Source organism: Pseudomonas sp. GW821-FHT07F05, from assembly GCF_059418765.1.
Genome location: NZ_JBWKQL010000006.1, coordinates 255,439 through 273,034 on the forward strand (window position 1 = coordinate 255,439; position 17,596 = coordinate 273,034).

12 protein-coding genes and 1 pseudogene are annotated in these 17,596 nt (G+C 61.9%); 6 read left to right on the forward strand and 7 right to left on the reverse strand.

Translation table 11 applies throughout. The annotated features are described in order from the left end of the window. Positions 1 to 789: 789 nt before the first annotated feature. The 4 genes from AC07RO_RS15535 to AC07RO_RS15550 form a co-directional block, all read right to left on the reverse strand. Entirely contained in the window at positions 790 to 4,371 is a 3,582-nt protein-coding gene (locus AC07RO_RS15535) for a molybdopterin cofactor-binding domain-containing protein (RefSeq protein ID WP_495086454.1), read from the reverse strand. Continuing rightward, entirely contained in the window at positions 4,368 to 4,886 is a 519-nt protein-coding gene (locus AC07RO_RS15540) for a (2Fe-2S)-binding protein (protein WP_495008948.1), read from the reverse strand. Before AC07RO_RS15540 ends, AC07RO_RS15535 begins: the two co-directional genes overlap by 4 nt. 260 nt (positions 4,887 to 5,146) lie before the next feature. Further along, positions 5,147 to 5,605 carry a MarR family winged helix-turn-helix transcriptional regulator gene (locus AC07RO_RS15545; RefSeq protein WP_495086455.1) on the reverse strand — a complete coding sequence of 153 codons (459 nt, stop codon included), beginning with the start codon at positions 5,603 to 5,605 and terminating at the stop codon, positions 5,147 to 5,149. Between the two features lie 426 nt (positions 5,606 to 6,031). Further along, positions 6,032 to 7,081, reverse strand: a complete 1,050-nt coding sequence (locus tag AC07RO_RS15550; protein WP_495086456.1) for a 2,5-dihydroxypyridine 5,6-dioxygenase — start codon at positions 7,079 to 7,081, stop codon at positions 6,032 to 6,034. 360 nt (positions 7,082 to 7,441) lie between these two features. On the opposite strand from AC07RO_RS15550, the gene AC07RO_RS15555 reads away from it, so the two are divergent. The 5 genes from AC07RO_RS15555 to AC07RO_RS15575 all read left to right on the forward strand — a co-directional run bounded on the left by AC07RO_RS15555 (position 7,442) and on the right by AC07RO_RS15575 (position 12,782). Next, the gene (locus AC07RO_RS15555) at positions 7,442 to 8,590 is read left to right on the forward strand and encodes an FAD-dependent monooxygenase (protein WP_192174749.1); all 1,149 of its coding nucleotides are present in this window, start codon (positions 7,442 to 7,444) and stop codon (positions 8,588 to 8,590) included. Further along, positions 8,587 to 9,405: an alpha/beta fold hydrolase gene (locus AC07RO_RS15560; RefSeq protein WP_495086457.1), complete on the forward strand. Its 819-nt coding sequence runs from the start codon at positions 8,587 to 8,589 to the stop codon at positions 9,403 to 9,405. Before AC07RO_RS15555 ends, AC07RO_RS15560 begins: the two co-directional genes overlap by 4 nt. Positions 9,406 to 9,440: 35 nt before the next feature. Continuing rightward, complete coding sequence (locus AC07RO_RS15565; RefSeq protein ID WP_495086458.1) at positions 9,441 to 10,088, forward strand: N-carbamoylsarcosine amidohydrolase; 648 nt, start codon at positions 9,441 to 9,443, stop codon at positions 10,086 to 10,088. Positions 10,089 to 10,235: 147 nt separating this feature from the next. Further along, the gene (locus AC07RO_RS15570; protein WP_495086459.1) at positions 10,236 to 11,549 is read left to right on the forward strand and encodes an MFS transporter; all 1,314 of its coding nucleotides are present in this window, start codon (positions 10,236 to 10,238) and stop codon (positions 11,547 to 11,549) included. 156 nt (positions 11,550 to 11,705) lie between these two features. Then, the gene (locus tag AC07RO_RS15575; RefSeq protein WP_495086460.1) at positions 11,706 to 12,782 is read left to right on the forward strand and encodes a nucleoside hydrolase; all 1,077 of its coding nucleotides are present in this window, start codon (positions 11,706 to 11,708) and stop codon (positions 12,780 to 12,782) included. Between the two features lie 53 nt (positions 12,783 to 12,835). Here the strand turns inward: AC07RO_RS15575 and AC07RO_RS15580 are convergent, their stop codons facing one another. Beyond that, the gene (locus tag AC07RO_RS15580) at positions 12,836 to 13,831 is read right to left on the reverse strand and encodes an aldo/keto reductase (protein ID WP_495086461.1); all 996 of its coding nucleotides are present in this window, start codon (positions 13,829 to 13,831) and stop codon (positions 12,836 to 12,838) included. A 452-nt stretch (positions 13,832 to 14,283) separates the two neighbouring features. Here AC07RO_RS15580 and AC07RO_RS15585 point away from each other — a divergent pair, with 452 nt between their 5' ends. Further along, entirely contained in the window at positions 14,284 to 14,619 is a 336-nt protein-coding gene (locus AC07RO_RS15585) for a hypothetical protein (RefSeq protein WP_192174754.1), read from the forward strand. Positions 14,620 to 14,698: 79 nt separating this feature from the next. On the opposite strand, the pseudogene AC07RO_RS15590 reads toward AC07RO_RS15585, so the two are convergent. Both AC07RO_RS15590 and ligD read right to left on the reverse strand, forming a co-directional pair. Further along, positions 14,699 to 14,866, reverse strand: a pseudogene (locus AC07RO_RS15590) (carboxymuconolactone decarboxylase family protein); the annotation flags it as partial. Between the two features lie 13 nt (positions 14,867 to 14,879). Further along, entirely contained in the window at positions 14,880 to 17,555 is a 2,676-nt protein-coding gene (gene ligD, locus AC07RO_RS15595) for a DNA ligase D (RefSeq protein WP_495086462.1), read from the reverse strand. Positions 17,556 to 17,596: the final 41 nt, after the last annotated feature.

Below are 17,596 nucleotides of genomic sequence, written 5' to 3' on the forward strand. Positions count from 1 at the left end.
AGCGGTTGAAATGCAGCCTTCGTGAGCAAGCTCACTCCCGCAAGGGCCAGTACACCCGCCAGATATTTAGCGGTTGAAATGCAGTCTGTGGGGGCGAGCTTGCTCGTGAAGGCGCCGGTACATCCGCTGAATATTCTGTGGCTGAGATACCGCTTTCGTGAGCAAGCTCACTCCCACAGAGGCCAGTACATCCGTTAGATATTTAGCGGTTGAAATGCAGTCTTCGTGAGCAACCTCACCCCCACAGAGGCCAGTACACCCGCTAGATATTTAGCGGTTGAAATACAGTCTGTGGGAGCGAGCTTGCTCGCGAAGGCGCCGGTACATCCGCTGAATATTCTGTGGCTGAGATACCGCTTTCGTGAGCAAGCTCACTCCCACAGGGGCCAGTACACCCGCTAGATATTTAGCGGTTGAAATGCAGTCTTCGTGAGCAAGCTCACTCCCACAGAGGCCAGTACATCCGCTAGATATTTAGCGGTTGAAATGCAGTCTGTGGGAGCGAGCTTGCTCGCGAAGGCGCCGGTACATCCTCTGAATATTCTGTGGCTGAGATACCGCTTTCGTGAGCAAGCTCACTCCCACAGAGGCCAGTACATCCGCCAGATATTTAGCGGTTGAGATGCAGTCTTCGTGAGCAAGCTCACTCCTACAGAGGCCAGTACATCCGTTAGATATTTAGCGGTTGAGATGCAGCCTTCGTGAGCAAGCTCACTCCCACGGGACCGTATTTTGCCGGGCGTCAGCGTGTTGCCTGAAGCGGGATGTCACCCAAAGAGGCTCGCCGAGTCAGTGCGTTCCCGGATTGGCTTTCAAATGCGCCACCTTCTCTGACAATCCCGTCCACTGCGGCTCATTCGGCGCAAATCGGTTGCGCAGGTACGCGGCCAGGTCGCTGATCTGGGTGTCGGACAGGCTGTCCTTGAAGCCCGGCATGTAACCCAGATCTGCCGTCGCCGGCTTGTCGATCCCTTGCTGAATCACTTTGATCAGGTTGTCCGGCAGCGCGCTGTGGACATTGGTATTGGTCGCCAGCGAAGGGCTCACGCCAAACAGCTTCGGGCCCAGACCGTCCGCATGACAACCCTGACACGAGCCTTCGAACACCCGCTGACCATTGCTCAATGACTGGGGCGAAACGCTCGGTTTCTCTGCCAGACCGCTCACCGTCGCGGGACGGATGTCAGCACTACCAGACGCAGGCTCATTCAACGCCGCCAGATACACCGCAATCGCCCGCACGTCACTCTTCGGCAGCTTCGCCAGCTCCGACACCACCGGCCCCATCGGCCCAGCCGCGACACCATGGGCATCGGAATACCCGCTGCTTAAATAATTGAACAGCTGATCCTCGGTCCACGGCGTCGGTGCTTTCGAGAGGCTGTTGAGCGCCGGCGCTTCCCAGCCGTCCACCGTGCCGCCCGCGAGAAACGAGGTGCCGCCCTTCTCCGCCCCCAGCAAGTCCCGGGGTGAATGGCAGGCGGCGCAATGCCCCAGTCCATTGACCAGATACTGACCGCGATTCCACTGAGCGCTTTGCTGCGGCTGCGTCTGCACCTCGCCTTTGCGCAGGTACAGCGCGTTCCAGCCCGCCATCAACGGCCGCACATTGAACGGGAAACGCATGTCGTTGGCGGGCTGCACCTGTTTCACCGGCGTCTGGGACATCAGGTACGCGTACAGCGCCTGCATGTCGGCGTCCTCGATGTTTCTGAAGGCCGTGTAGGGAAACGCCGGGTAAAGGTGTTTGCCATCGCGACTGATGCCGTCACGCATCGCCCGCTCGAACGCCGGATACGACCAGTTACCAATGCCGGTCTCAGGGTCCGGGGTGATGTTGCTGCTATATAAGGTGCCAAACGGCGTTTCCATCGCCAGCCCGCCGGCATTGCTGGCGCCATTCGGGGCGGTGTGGCAGACCGCGCAGTCGCCGACCGCTGCCAGCAATCGCCCGCGTTCCAGGGTCGCCGATGACCAGGTGCCCGCTGCGGGCGGCGTGATCGGCGCGATTTCCGCGCGCCAGGGCAACGCGGTCGCGGCCATGCCCAGCAACGCGCCGAACGCAGCAAACAAGGAACCGAACAGCCACTTTGAGCGTTTGGCTTTCGGCGACTGCGGCGGCTGGCTGTTGGATTCCACGCCAGCGCTGTTCAGCGCGGCGAGAATGCGTTCCGCCGTGATCGGCAGCTCGCGAAAGCGAATCCCGGTCGCGTCATACACGGCATTGGCAATGGCCGCCGCACTCGGGACCGACGCCGATTCCCCGGCGCCCATGGGCGGCTCGGCCTGGCGCGGCATCATCATGACGTCGACTTTCGGCACTTCGGGGAACGTCAGAATCGGGTAGCCGCCCCACTCCTTGCTCGCCACGGTGGATTCCTCGAACGTCACCCGTTCCTTGAGCACGCGGCTGGTGGACTGGATGACGTTGCCGTGGATCTGATGCTGCACGCCGGCGGGGTTGACCATCATGCCGGCGTCGTGGCCGATTACCACGCGAGTCACCGACACATCGCCGGTGTGCTTGTCGATCGCCACGTCCGCGACCCATGCCGCCCACGCCGCGCCGAAGCCGGGAAACTTGCTGTGGATGTAGCGCGCGTAGGCAAAACCGCGCCCGCGCAGGACGCCGTCTTCTTCGGGGATCTGCATCGGTTGGGTGCGCGGCGCCCAGTCAGCCCGGGCGGCGGTGGCGCGAACCAGTTCGGCGGCGCGCTCGTCGTGCAGATAACGAAGCCGGTATTCGATCGGGTCAACGCCAGCCGCGAACGCCAACTCGTCGATGTAGGACTCGTGAGCGAAGGTATTGGGAAGCGCCGACACACCGCGCATCCACGACGCCCGCACAATCGGCGCCATGTCGTGAATGGTGACGCGCATGTGTTCGATGTCGTAGGGCGGGATCGAGGTGCGATCGCCCATTTCAAACATGGTCGCCACCGGCTCCACGCGCCCGGTCAACAGCAAGGCCAGGGTCGGTGAGTTGTTCGACGGGTAGCGGGTGCTGAAGTCATAACCGGCGATGCCGCCATCGGCGTTAATCCCGCCGTCGACTTCCATCAACTGGGCGGTGCCTTTCGGCTCCCAGGCATGTTCCTGCTCGCGGGTCAGTTGCACCCGCACCGGCCGGCCCACGGCGCGGGACAGCAACACGGCATCGGCGCAGACGTCATCAGCGCAATTGCGCCCGTAACAGCCGGCCGCTTCCATGCGGATGATGTCGATCCGTTCTTCGGGGTATTCCAGCAGCCAGGCCAGATCGGCGCGCAGCATGTGGGGATTCTGCGTGCCGGACCAGACCCGAATGCCTTCTTCGCTGTAGTCCGCCAGCCCGCACGAAGGTCCGATGGAGCCGTGAATCTGGTAGGGCCACAGATAAGTTCGCGTCATCCGCTCGCTGGCCTGGGCCAACGCGTCTTCGACATTGCCCTGATCGAGCACCACCCGCTGAATGCTCGGGTTGTCGCGAATCGCCTGCTCGATGTTGCTCATGTCCGGCAAATTGTGCTGCCAGGGCTTCCAGGTGACCTTGAGTTCCCGCGCCGCCTTGGCCGCCTGCTCTTCGCGCATCGCGACGATGCCGACGAAATCGCGAATCACCACCACGCGGACGATGCCGGGAATGTGGGCGATGGAGGATTCATCCACGTCCAAGAGGCTGGTGCCGACGAAGTCGCCGGTGTCGTAACCGGCGTAGGGCGGACGTACGACGCGGCCGTGGAGCATGTCCGGCAAACGCATGTCGTGGACGTAGGTCAATTCGCCGGTGGCCTTGCCCGGAATGTCGACACGGGCGGCGCCCTGCCCCACCAGTTTGTAGTCCTCCAGCCGCTTGAGTGGTGCGTTGCCGGAAATGCGCAGCTCCACGCGCTGATCCACCAGCAGTTGGCCAAAGGTCAGTTCGCGACCGTCCTGCGCTTTTATCACGCCGCTGTCGATGACTAACGAATCCACATCGACCGACCACTGCTGCGCGGCCTGTTGCAGCAGGTAGCGCCGCGCCTCGGCCGCCGCATTGCGCAACGGGATGGCGGAAATCTGCAAAGTGGCGCTTGCGATGGTCGCGCCCTGATTCGGCGCACGCTCGGTGTCGCCCAGAATCATCGTCACCTGATCCATCTGCAGGTCCAGCTCTTCGGCGACGATCTGCGTCAGCGAGGTGCGAATGCCGGTGCCCAGATCCACATGGCCGTTGAAGGCATAGACGCGGCTGTCCTGATCGATGGCAATGAACAGCCCCAATTCCATGGGCCTGACCGTAGGGGTGCCGCCTTTGGCGACCGGGCCGGACGGCGGCAGGATGTCGTCGACGATCAACAGCACGCCGTTTTGGGCGAGCAATTCATCGCGCGTGGGCAGAGTCTGGGTCATTGGGCGGGATCCGGGCTGGGCTGATGACGCGCGGCACGCATGACCGCACTGAGGATTTCAAGGTGCGTGCCGCAGCGGCACAGGTTGGCTGACAGTTCGTTGCGAATCTGCGCTTCGGTGGGGTGCGGGTTGCGGTCGAGCAAGGCCTTGGCGGTCATGATCATGCCGTTCATGCAGTAGCCGCATTGCGCAGCCTGTTCGTCGATGAAGGCTTGCTGCACCGGATGCGGGCGGTCTCGCGAACCGATGCCTTCCAGCGTGGTGACCTCGCGCCCTTGGGCGCCGGCCAGTGGAAACACGCAGGAGCGTGCGGCGACGCCGTCGATGATCACCGTGCAGGCGCCGCACTCGCCCAGGCCGCAGCCGTATTTGGGGCCGTTGAGGTGCAGATCGTTGCGCAGGATCAGTAACAGCGGCGTGTCAGGCATTGCCGTGACACGTGTGGCCTGACCGTTGACGTTCAGGGTCACGGTCTTCTCCGCCGCCCGCTGCAGCTCGCTTGTGTCAGCCTTCATGTGTTACCCGCTGTAGCTTGCATTTGATGAAGTGATTACTTCATGAAACGAGAGCAGGAAGCATGCCAGCGGAGAAAAGGCTGTAGGACGTTGGAGTATTGGGGTGGGTTTGGTCGTTTCGACGTCGCAATTGGGTGGACTGAACATTCTCCATGTAGGAGTGAGCTTGCTCGCGAATGCAGTGGGTCATGCACATAAATGTCGCGGGCAGATCGTGTTCGCGGGCAAGCGGGCTCCTACAGCGGTGCTGTCAGGCGGCGCTATTCATCGCCCTCGTCGATCAGTTTGCGCAGCAGAAACAGTACAGCCACGCGTTCGGCGGGGTTGAGTTTGCTCAGGGTCAGCTCGCTGATCTGCGCGGCGCGGGGCACGGTTTCCTGCACCAGTTGCAGGCCGCTGTTGGTCAGGCTGCAGATGACCTTGCGGCGATCCTGCGGGTCCGGGTCGAGACTGATCAGGTCCCGTGCTTTCAGGCGATCGACGATGCCGCGAATGGTCGCCTGATCCACGGCCGTGGCCTTGACCAGCTCGGTTTGCGAACTGGGGCCGTGATCGCGCAGAGCGCACAGGGTCACGAACTGCACCGCCGTGAGCTGCGAATCGCCGACATTCTGCTGGAAGATCGCCAGATGCCGCTGGTAGGCCTTGCGCAGCAGATGGCCGACCTGCTCGGAAAAGGTGTAGGACGTATTGTTATTGGAAGGGTTGTCAGTGGACACGGGTGGCTCGTTCGGCAGGATCTGGAAAGTGGTGGCTACAGTAACGTCTGCGGGGGTTGAGGGGAATCTTCGGAATGAGTGAGTTGTGTCGCTGGTGTATCCGCCGACAGATGAATAGTGGGAGCGACCGGGGTGGCGCTTCAACTTGCTCGCGAAAAGGACGGTACATCCTTCAGAATTTCGGCAGCTGGAATGCCGTCTTCGTGAGCAAGCTCACTCCCACAAGGTTGCTGTGCGCGGAAGATCCCGGGGTGTATGCAAAACCTGTGGGAGCGAGCTTGCTCGCGAAGAAGTAGGTAAGGACCCTAAATCTTCATCTACAGGAATCCCGCCTTCGTGAGCAAGGTGGAGCGCCACCCCGGTCACTCCCACAAGTTTTGCGTACAACCTGAGTCCCGCGTAGCGCAAGCCAAATGCAGGCCTGCGTCAGGCTTTCGACGCCTCGGGCGCCACCACTTCCCCCGCCAGCACCACGGCATGATCGTCCAGATAAATGTCGCAACGACGCAGCGGGATATCCAGATGGCACGGGGTTTTGCGGGTGCCGCCGACTTCGGTATTCGGCCCCGTGGAAAACAGGAAGTTGCCGTAGAACGCCCGGGCATCCATGCACATGCCGTCGTTCTTGTCGTGCAGCCCCATGGCCGTCCACTGGGCGCGGGGTTGCAGGCCCCAGCCGATGTGGGAAATGCCGTAGACCTCCGGGTCATTGAAGTATTTCAGATAATCACGCAGGTACTCGGCCTCGAAACCACCGTGAATCCCCGTGATAAACCCCTTGTCGATCTCCAGCGTGATCTGCTCGCGGGAGTAGGTTTTGAACGGCAGCACGATGTCCCCCACATCAATGACCAGCGTGCCTTCGGCGGTCTCTTCGTTCGGCCAGGAAAACAGAAACCCGCTGGGCCAGTGGTCCCAGCGCCCCGGCTCGTCGGCGAAACCGTATTCGGTGACGGAGGGGTATTGCCCCAGTTGCGCACGGAAATCGCTGCCGGCCCGTGACTTCACCTGAATCGAGCGCGCCGCCTTCAGCAGCTGTTCGGCGGCCAGCACCCGCTCCTTGTCCGCCACCGTCGGCAGCATCCGCGCCAGCACTTCCGGAGGCTCCACCGCCAGCAGAATCCGCGTGCCGGTCTTGAGGATCTGCTCCTGCTCCGGCGAGTGCAGCAGCATCATCGTGTCGACGATCAGGTCCGCCGCCTCAAGGGCACGTTGCGCGGCGATGTTGCCGGTCAGCGCGGTGTCGCCGCAGTAGGCGGTCATGTCGTTGCCCATGGCTTTGGGGTGATTGAACGAAGGCAGCTCCACCGCATAGACCTTGGCGCCCAAACGTTGAGCGGCGTCCATCGCGGCACGCACCGTACGCGCATCTGAGTAATGGCTCTTGAGCACCGCCACGCTCTGGGTCGCGTCCACTTTCGACAGTTTTAGGACGTGCTCGAACATCTGGGTCAATTCGCAATCGCTAACCGGCATCTCTTTTCTCCTCTGGGGCGGATGACGAGCCGGATGCACCATTGCAAGGCGTCGCGCATCAGACCAGTGCATTTTTTAAAGCGTACACACTTATTAAAAGCGATAAGACATCAATCCGGACGCCGCTGCAATAGGCACGCCACTCTGTTACCCAACCACACAGATCCCAATGAATAAGGGTTACAGCAGGTGACATGCCTGTTTGCGACACCGCCTGCCGTTTCTGGAAATATCGGTTCACTTTTAAAAATATCAGCGTATACACTTTAAAAACCCAGCGACGCGATACATTCTTTTCGCCTCGCCGTCATCCAGAGCTCCGGTCATTCAGAGCTCATGAAACACAAAGGAATGCGCGCCATGCCAACCACGCAAAAAATCGCCATCGTCGGATCCGGTCTGGGGGGCGCTGCGGCTGCGACGCTGTTGCAGAAAGCCGGCTTCCACGTCGATATCTACGAACAAGCCCCCGCGTTTTCTCGTATCGGTGCTGGTATCCACATGGGCCCGAACATCATGAAAATCTTCCGGCGCATGGGCATCGAGCAACAGCTCAGCGACATGGGTTCGCACCCGGACTTCTGGTTCAGCCGCGACGGTGCGACCGGCGATTACCTGTCGCGCATCGCCCTGGGCGAGTTCTCCCTCAAGGAGTACGGCGCGGCCTACATCACCGTGCACCGCGGTGATCTGCACGCGCTGCAAATGTCGACGCTGGCGCCGGGCAGCGTGCACTTCAGCAAATGCCTGACCACGCTGGAAGAACGCGACAACGGCGTGCGCCTGAATTTTGCCGACGGCACCCACGCCGACGCCGACATCGTGATCGGCGCCGACGGCATCAACTCCAAGATTCGCGAAGAGCTGCTGGGCCATGAGAAGCCGCTGTACAGCGGCTGGGTCGCCCACCGCGCGCTGATCCCCAGCGAGGTGCTGACCAAATACAACCTGGAGTTCGAGAACTGCGTGAAATGGTGGAGCGAGGACCGTCACATGATGGTTTACCACACCACCGGCAAGCGCGATGAGTACTACTACGTGACCGGCGTGCCCCATGCAGCGTGGGACTTCGAGGGCAATTGGGTCGACAGTAGCCGGGACGAAATGTATGAAGCGTTCGCCGGTTACCACCCCACCGTGCAGGCCTTGATCGAATCCACCGACAGCGTGACCAAGTGGCCGCTGCTCAACCGCAACCCGTTGCCTTTGTGGAGTCGCGGTCGCCTCGTTTTGCTGGGCGACGCCTGCCACCCGATGAAGCCGCACATGGCCCAGGGCGCCGGCATGGCCATTGAAGACGCCGCGATGCTCACCCGCTGCCTCCAGGAAACCGGCCTCACCGACTACCGCACCGCGTTCCAGCTGTACGAAGCCAATCGCAAGGAACGCGCCTCTCGGGTGCAAGCGGTTTCCAACGCCAACACCTGGCTGCGCACCCAGGAAGATCCGGCCTGGGTTTACGGGTACGACCTGTACGGCCAGGAGCTGAAATCGGGGGTGGCGGCGTGAGCACATTCATCCATGGCGGCAACGTCCAGGCCAACGGCATCCGTCAGCATTACCTGCGCTACGGCGGCGACATTCACTCCGGTAAACCGGCGCTGATCCTGATCCCGGGCATCACCAGCCCGGCGATCACCTGGGGGTTCGTCGCTGAACGCCTGGGCCAGTCTTTCGACACCTACGTGCTGGATGCGCGCGGTCGCGGGCTTTCTTCCACGGGGCCGGATCTGGATTACAGCGTCGACACCTGCGCCGATGACATCGGTGCGTTTGCCGCCGCCATGGGCATCGACAGCTATCACCTCGCCGGCCACTCGATGGGCGCGCGTTTTGCCGTTCGGGCATCGATTCGTTGCCCCCAGGGCCAGAAAAGCCTGGTCCTGATTGATCCGCCGGTGTCCGGGCCGGGCCGTCGTGAATACCCGGCGAAGCTGCCGTGGTATGTCGACTCCATCCGCCAGTCGCAACAGGGCATGAGCGCCGAACACATGCGCGCGTTCTGCCCGACCTGGACCGAGGAACAACTGCAACTACGCGCCGAGTGGCTGCACACCTGCTACGAGCCCGCCATCGTCCGCGCCTTCAATGACTTCCACGACGTGGATTTCCACCAGGACCTGCCGAACCTTCCGGTCCCTGCCCTGCTCATCGTCGCTGGCCGCGGCGGCGTGATTCAGCCGGAAGACGAAGCCGAAATCCGACAGCTGCAACCGAACATCCTGATCGCGCGAGTGGAAAACGCCGGACACATGATTCCGTGGGACAACCTGCCGGGCTTCTTCGCCGCGTTCGGTGACTTTCTCGGTACGCCGCTGACCTGACGGTCCTTGCTTAAAACGATGAACAGGAGAACGCAATGACCGACCCACAAAGCGCGGACGCCAACTATCAAGGCGTCTGGGGCAATCGTATCGGTTTTGGTGCGAAACCGGCCCTGCTGATGATCGATTTCATGCAGGGCTACACCCAACCCGGCGCGCCTTTATATGCGCCCGGCGTGGTCAGTGCGGTGGCCGAAAGCGTCGAGCTGCTGGCCTGCGCGCGGGAACACGGCATCGCGGTGGTGCACACCAACATCCGCTACCACCCCACGCATTTCGCGGACGGCGGCATGTGGGTGAAAAAAGCGCCGGTGATGAAGGACATGGTCGAAGGCAACCCGCTGGCCGCATTCTGCGAGGCCGTACAGCCATTGCCCCAAGAGGTCGTGATCAGCAAGCAGTACGCCAGTTCGTTCTTTGGCACGTCGCTGGCATCAATGCTGCACGCCCAAGGGATCGACACCGTCGTGCTGGCCGGTTGCTCCACCAGCGGCTGTATCCGGGCGACCGCGGTGGATGCCGTGCAGCATGGTTTCCGGACCATCGTCGTGCGCGAATGCGTGGGTGACCGGCATCCCGATCCCCATGAAGCGAACCTGTTCGACATCGACAGCAAGTACGGAGATGTGGTGAGCAAGCAGGAGGCGATGACACAGTTGCGAGCTGCAAGCTTCAAGCGATAAGCCGCAAGTCAAGAGCATGCGGTCCCCTCTTGCAGCTTGAAGCTTGAAGCTTGGCGCTTGCCGCTTCGTCCCCCATATGACAACACCGCAAACGCAGGCAAAATCAGCCGCCGCGCTCACCGGTCGAAGAAACGCCAGGAGACACCCATGCCCTCTGCGAATGTAGAAACCTCCGCGAACCTAGCCGCGGACCCGATCAAAGCGCTGTACACCAAGATCACCTGGAAGCTCATCCCCTTCCTGTGTTTCTGCTACCTGGCCGCTTACCTGGACCGCATCAACATCGGCTTCGCCAAGCTGCAAATGCTCGACCAGTTGCACTTCAGCGAGACCGCGTTCGGGTTGGGCGCCGGGCTGTTTTTCGTCGGCTATATCCTGTTCGAAGTGCCGAGCAACCTGGTGCTGGAGAAGGTCGGCGCGAAGATCTGGATCGCGCGGATCATGATCACCTGGGGCTTGCTGTCGTCCTGCACGTTGTTCGTCAGCACGCCGACGCAGTTTTACGTGCTGCGGTTTCTCCTCGGCGCCGCTGAAGCGGGCTTCCTGCCCGGCGTGCTGTTTTACCTGACCACCTGGTTCCCCACCTACCGCCGCGGCCGCATCATCGCGCTGTTCATGATCGGCCTGCCGCTTTCCAGCGTCATCGGCGGCCCGCTGTCGGGCTGGATTATGGGCCATTTCGACCAGACTGCCGGGCTGCGTGGCTGGCAGTGGCTGTTCCTGATCGAGGGCATTCCCAGCGTGCTGCTGGGGGTGATGACGTTCTGGGCGCTGCCGAACAATCCGAAAGAAGCCAAATGGCTGAACAGCGCCGAACAAACCTTGCTGGAAGGCGAGCTGCGCCTGGACGACGTTGAGGGCAAGGACAGCAAGCACAGCTTTCGCGACGGCTTTTTCAATCTGAAAGTGTGGATGCTTGGCGGCATCGATTTCTCGATCTTGCTCAGCGCCTACGCCATGGGCTTCTGGATGCCGACGTTCATCAAGAACGCCGGGGTCACCGACACCTTCCACATCGGCGTGTTGACGGCATTGCCCAGCGTCGCGGCGCTGATCGGCATGCTGATGATCGGCGCCAGCTCCGACCGTCGTCGCGAACGGCGCTGGCACATCATCGTGCCGTTCTGGATCGGCGCCGTGGCCATGGCCGCCAGCCCGTTTTTCACCCATAACGTGGTTGCCACCGTCGCGCTGTTTGCCGTCGCTTCGGCCGCGATCATTGGCGCGGTGCCGGTGTTCTTCAGCCTGCCGGCAACGTTCCTCAAGGGCCGGGCGGCAGCGACGGGTTTCGCGCTGGCCTGCTCGCTGGCTAACATCGCCGGGCTGGTGAGCAACTCGATGATGGGCATCGCCATCGATGTCACCGGCAGCAGCGCCGGGGCGTTGTGGTTCTTTGCCGGGTGCCTGATTTTGAGCAGCCTGCTGGTGGTTGCGCTGCCGGCAAAGCTGGTGAATCGGTAACTCGTCGCGCTGGACGCCTATCCCGGGGGAGCCAGCTTGCTGGCGAATGCGGTGGGTCAGTCAACGGTTCGTTCACTGACCCACCGCTTTCGCGGGACACGCCGCGCTCCAACCCGGCGAATCGTATTCATCCCATCACAATTGTGGAATCCGACCATGCAGGCGTTTGTGAAAAGCTGTGCCCTGGCCCTGACGCTGGGACTGTCCGCGACCTCCTTGCAGGCCGCGGAAAAGGTCATCTTCGACACCGATTTCAACGTGCTCAACGACGACGGCCAAGCCTTCATCATGCTGGCGCAACTGCACGCGCAAAAGCGCATCGACGTGCTGGGCATGACCCTCGTCAGTGGCAACGCGTGGGTTGATCAGGAACAGGTCGATGCGCTGAAGGCTGTCGAGCGCATGGGCGTGGAAAAGGATATCGGCGTGTACTCCGGCGCGGCCTACCCGCTGCTGCACGACTTCGCCACGTATGACCAGGAAAAAGCCCTGTTCGGCGCAGGCTGGCCGGGGGCGTTCAAGACCCCGCGTCCGACCTCGGCCTCGCAACTGGTTTCGCCGCCGGACGGGCTTGCGACGCACACTGCATTGCGCAGCGAATCCGCCGCGCAGTTCATCGTCGACAGCGTGAAGAAAAACCCCCACGAGGTGACCATTCTCGCCGTTGGCCCATTGACCAACATCGCTCTGGCGATTCGCAGCGCGCCGGAAATCGTGCCGCTGATCAAACGCATCGTGTACATGGGCGGCGCCATCGAGATCCCCGGCAACACGACGCCAGCGGCGGAATTCAACTGGTGGTTCGACCCCGAGGCCGCAAAAATCGTCCTGCGCTCGCCTATCGAGCACGTGATTTTTCCCAACGATGTCTGCGAAAAGGTCATCTTCGACGCCTCGGTCTACCAGCGCATCGTCGCCAGCAAAGGTGTGATTCCCAACCTGTACAAAACGGTGCTGGGGCCTGAGTTCGACAAGGACCCGCACCATCACAGCTTCACCTGGGACAGCCTGCCCGCGCTGTACCTGGTGCATCCGGAACTGGTCACTGAGTCCAAAGACCTGTGGGTCGATGTCGACGCCCACTTCGGACCGGATTACGGCCGCTCCATGGGCTACAAGAAGAACGCGCCCGTCGGCACACAGAAAGCGAAAGTGGTGTACGCCGTGGATCAGAAGAAGTTCTGGGATGCGTACGTGGATCTGGTCACTCTGCCTGCGCCGGTCAAACGCTGATCGCCTCAGTTCGCGCCGTTCATATGAAACGGCCCAACCGGCGGTAGGCAAAATCAGCCGATCAGGGCAATCAGCTGCTGGCGCTGGGCATCAGTAAGCAAAGGCCCTCTGGCGGCTTCGGCGTTTTCCTTCATGTATTTCGGATTTCCCGTACCGGGAATCGCGCACGTTACTGCCGGGTGCGAGATCAGAAACTTCAGCGCCAGTTGCGCCCAGCTCCTGGCCTGAACTTCCCCCGCCCACCCCGGCAGCGGCGTGTTGCGCAAGCGGCCGAGCAGACCGCCTCCACCGAACGGCCGATTGCAGATCACCGCCACCCCTCGCTCACGACACAGCGGCAGCAGCCGCGCCTCGACCGCGCGATCGTCCAGCGCGTAGTTGATCTGCAGAAAATCGAACGCTTCGGCCTTCAGCGCAGCTTCCACCTCAGCGTAGGCCGACGGGGTGTAGTGCGTCAGACCGACGTAGCGAATGCGCCCTTCCTCTTTCCACTGACGCAGCGTTGGCAGGTGAGTCTTCCAGTCCAGCAGGTTGTGGATCTGCATAAGGTCGATGCGCTGGGTCCGCAATAGCCGGAACGACGCTTCCATCTGGGCAATGCCTTCGTCGCGCCCTCGGGTCCAGACCTTGGTCGCCAGAAACGCTGGCGATGACGGCTGATGGATCGCCAGCAACTCGCCCGTGGTTTCCTCGGCGCGGCCGTACATGGGCGAGCTGTCGATCACCGTGCCGCCGGCGTGGAACAACTGATCCACCACGGCGGGCAGCAGTTTGTGCGCATCGCTGCCGGGCTCGACATCGAACCCGCGATAGGTGCCAAGGCCGATCATCGGCAACGCTTCGCCGCTGGATGGAATGTCTCGCGTGAGCATGTTCCGCTCTTCTGATTGAACGGGCGAAGGGCCGGGGGGTGGCGGTTCGGATGCTGTGGCGTGGACGCCTGCACTCGCATCACCGACCGCTGCGTCAAACACCAACGCCGCCGAGGCACCTGCTGCCAGAGCGATCAGTCTTCTGCGGGTGAGCGGGCGTGGGTCGGTCACGGGCATGTCTCCGGGTCGGGCTGACGTGAGCGCACAGTGAATGGTCGACCCCACGCACGCGGCCTCGGTTCAAGTCCGCACGACCATCAGCGCAGATCGCGGGTTGGCGCTGGAACTCAATCATTCCTCCTATCGGCCCGGAATGACGCAGAGCGCCTCGGGATGCATTCCCACGCAGAGCGTGGGAACGATCGGACATCAGCGCCTGGAATGGCCTCTTCCCGGCTGAAGCCGGTCCCACTAAACAGCAGCGCGTGCATCCCATGGCATCGGCGGCGCACTGTAGGCCCGGCTTTAGCCGGGAAGCTCTTGATCTGCGCAGCGCTTTTGATCTTCACAGTCTGCCTCCGGGCAGACGCTCTTGATCTCGGCAGATACTGCGACCATCTGCGCAGATCGCGGGAACGCTGGGCAGCCCCATACGTCACAACTCCATCTTGAACACTGGAGGACACAAAATGAAAACCGTTATCACCCTGAACGAACTCGCCAACGCAGACCTGCGCCCCTACACCGAAATCTGGCTGACCTCACCGACCGCCGTTCGCGAGCCCCACCACACCGATGACGAACTGTGCCTGTGGCGCGCCAATCAAGTCTTCTCCCACGACATGCTCAGCGAAGGCACCCATGGTCAGAACGTCATGCCGGTCTGGCTGGTGGTTGACGACATCGACGACTCTGAGCAGGTGCTTGAAGTCGAAACACAAGTGCGTGAACGCCTGCTGACCGCAGGGCTCGAAGGGGAGTTCTACCCGGCGGAAGTGGGCGAGCGGACTGACGGGGTCAAGTGATTTAACCGAGTGCGGAAGCTACGCGTAAGGCCGGCAAGCACCCTGCCGGCCTTTGCGTATCGCCGCGAGCTACCGCGATTTATGGCTTCAGCGCGTCATACGCTTCAAGCGCGTGCATCGAATAGATGTACGCAGCGCCCGCATTCAACGAGATCGCGGTAGCCAGGGCGGCGGCGACTTCTTCACGGGTCGCGCCCGCGGCGATGGCGGCTTGGGCATGGCTGGCCAGACACCCGTCACAGCGCGAGTGACTCAACGCTTCACGCCGGCGGCGTGGCGCCCAGACGCTTCCACATCGGTTTGGTCAGGCGCTGTGTGTTCTTGTAACCGGCCCACGGATCCGCTTTCAGCTTGCGCAAACGCTGCTGCAGGTTGGCGATGTTCCACTGCGCCGAGGACTTCACCTCGGTCAGCTCGTCACGGCTGATCGGCACCGACACCGGCAACCCCGGCCGCGCCCTCGCCGAATAGGCCACGACCGTACTTGCACCCCGGCTGTTACGCAGGTAATCGATGAAGATCTTGCCCACCCGGTTCTTCGGCCCGGACGTGGCGGTGAATCGGTCCGGCAGCTCCCGCGACATGAATTGCGCCAGCGCCTTGGCGAAGGCTTTGACCGACTCCCAATCCGCCCGGCGCGCCAGCGGCACGACGATGTGCATGCCCTTGCCTCCACTGGTCTTGACGTACGCATCCAGGCCAAGCTCGTCGAGGGTCGACAACGTCAGTTGTGTGGCTTCGATCATGCTGCGCCAGGGCAACTGGTCGTCCGGGTCGAGATCCAGGACGAAGTGGTCCGGCAGCTCGATCTGATCGTAGGTCGCGCCCCAGGTGTGCAGTTCGATGGTGCCCATCTGCGCCGCACCGACCAGTGCCTTGACGCTGTCGATCTCCATCAAACGCGCGTGTCCGGGGTCGAGCTTGGGGTCCAGCTGCTTGATGTTGGGGATCGCCATGCGCTCGGAATGTTTCTGGAAAAACTGCTCGCCCGCCACGCCTTCGGGGCAGCGCAACAGCGCCACGGGCCGATGGTCGAGGTGCGGCAAAATCCAGTCCGCCACTGATTCGTAATACTGCGCCAGCTCGATCTTGTGCAGGCCGCTCTCAGCGTCGATCACCCGTTCGGGATGGCTAACCATCACGCCGGCCACGTCGATGCGGTCCTTGCCTGCACGTTTGCTGGCCGGCTTGGGCTTCTCGGCTGAAGGATCGGCGCGGGTCGCGGATTTCTTGCTCGGCGCTTTGGCTTTGGCGGCGCTGGGTTTGAACGGTGCCTTGATGTCTCTCGGCGTCCTGGGGTATTCGTGGACCACTTCACTGGCCGGCTTATCGCTGCGTAATGAGACAAACGCCGAGTGACGAATGATGCCGTCACGGGTCCATTCGCCAAACTCGACCTCCGCCACCAATGTCGGCTTTATCCAGTGCACACCCCGGCCCTGGGCGCTGGTAACCTTCTTCGCCAGCGGCGAGGCGTCCTGTTCCAGCGGCTTCATCTGCTCAAGCACGTCGCCGAGCATCTGCTGATTGAACCCCGTGCCGACCCGACCGGCATACACCAGACCCGCGCCCTCCTCGTTCACCGCCAGCAGCAGCGCGCCAAAACCATTGCGCGCGCCCTGAGGTTTGGTGAAGCCGACGACGACGAACTCCTGGCGCAGCTTGCACTTGAGCTTGATCCAGTCGGCATTGCGTTTGGACTGGTACACGCTGCCGGCGCGCTTGCCGATGACGCCTTCGAGGGACATCAGGCTCGCGCTTTCGATGATGTCGCGATGGCCGGCAGAGAAGGCTTCGGAGAACCGCAGCAGGCCCTTTTTCTGTCGCCCCAGCACTTTTTTGAGGGCGGCGCGGCGGTCTTCGACGGGCGTCTCCCGCAGGTCTTCACCGTTCAGGAACGGCACGTCAAACAGGTAATAAATGATGTCCATGCTGCGGTCGATGTCGAACGCATTCTGCAGCGCCTGAAAGTCCGGCAACCCGGCGTCGTTGAGCACCACCACTTCGCCGTCCAGCCAGGTGTTGTCCAGTTTCAAATCGCCAACGGCTTTGGCCTGCAGCGGCAATCGATCGGTCCAGTCATTGCCGTTGCGGGTAAAGAACTTCACCTCGCCATCGATGATGCGGGTCAGAATCCGATAACCGTCGTACTTGATTTCGTAGAGCCATGTGCCTTCGGGCGGGGTGTCCATGAGCGTCGCCAACTGCGGCGAGAGCTTGGCCGGCACGCCGCTCTTTTTGGGTGAAGGCGTTTTGGCTTTTTTTTGCACTGGCTTTTTTGCGGGCGTCTTCGCAGCAGAGGTGTCGGCAGCGGGTTCAGATGCCGCCGATTTACGTTTGGCATTCTTGGCCGGCTTGCGTCCTTCGCCCACCGTTGCGCCACTGACCACGCTTTCCGGCTTGTCGACGACGACGTCGTATTCCTCGCCCGAGCGCACGGCATCGTCCTTTTCCTTGATCAACAGCCACTGTTCCTTGTCGCTGTTGCCGGGCAAGCGAGTCCGCACCAACGCCCAGTCGCCGGTGAGTTTTTCACCGATCAGGGTGAATTTGAGCTTGCCGGCCTTGTAGGTTTCCTGCGGGTCGCCATGGGGCTGCCAGACACCGCGATCCCAGATGATCACGTCGCCAGCACCGTATTCGCCCTCGGGAATGCTGCCCTCAAACGTGCCGTAACCCAGCGGATGGTCTTCGACGTGCACCGCCAGGCGCTTGTTCTTCGGGTCCAGGCTCGGCCCTTTCGGCACCGCCCAGCTTTTCAGTGTGCCATCCAGTTCAAGGCGAAAGTCGTAATGCAGGTTGCGCGCGTCGTGCTTGTGAATGATGAAACTCAGCGCCTTGCCTTTCTTGCTTCGCGTCTTGCCCTCGCTTTCCGCCGGCTCGGACGTGACATCGAAGTTGCGCTTGCGGGTGTATTCACTCACAGGTTTTGTCATGACGATGAACCTCTGCGCATTGGAACGGTGCATCTTTTAAC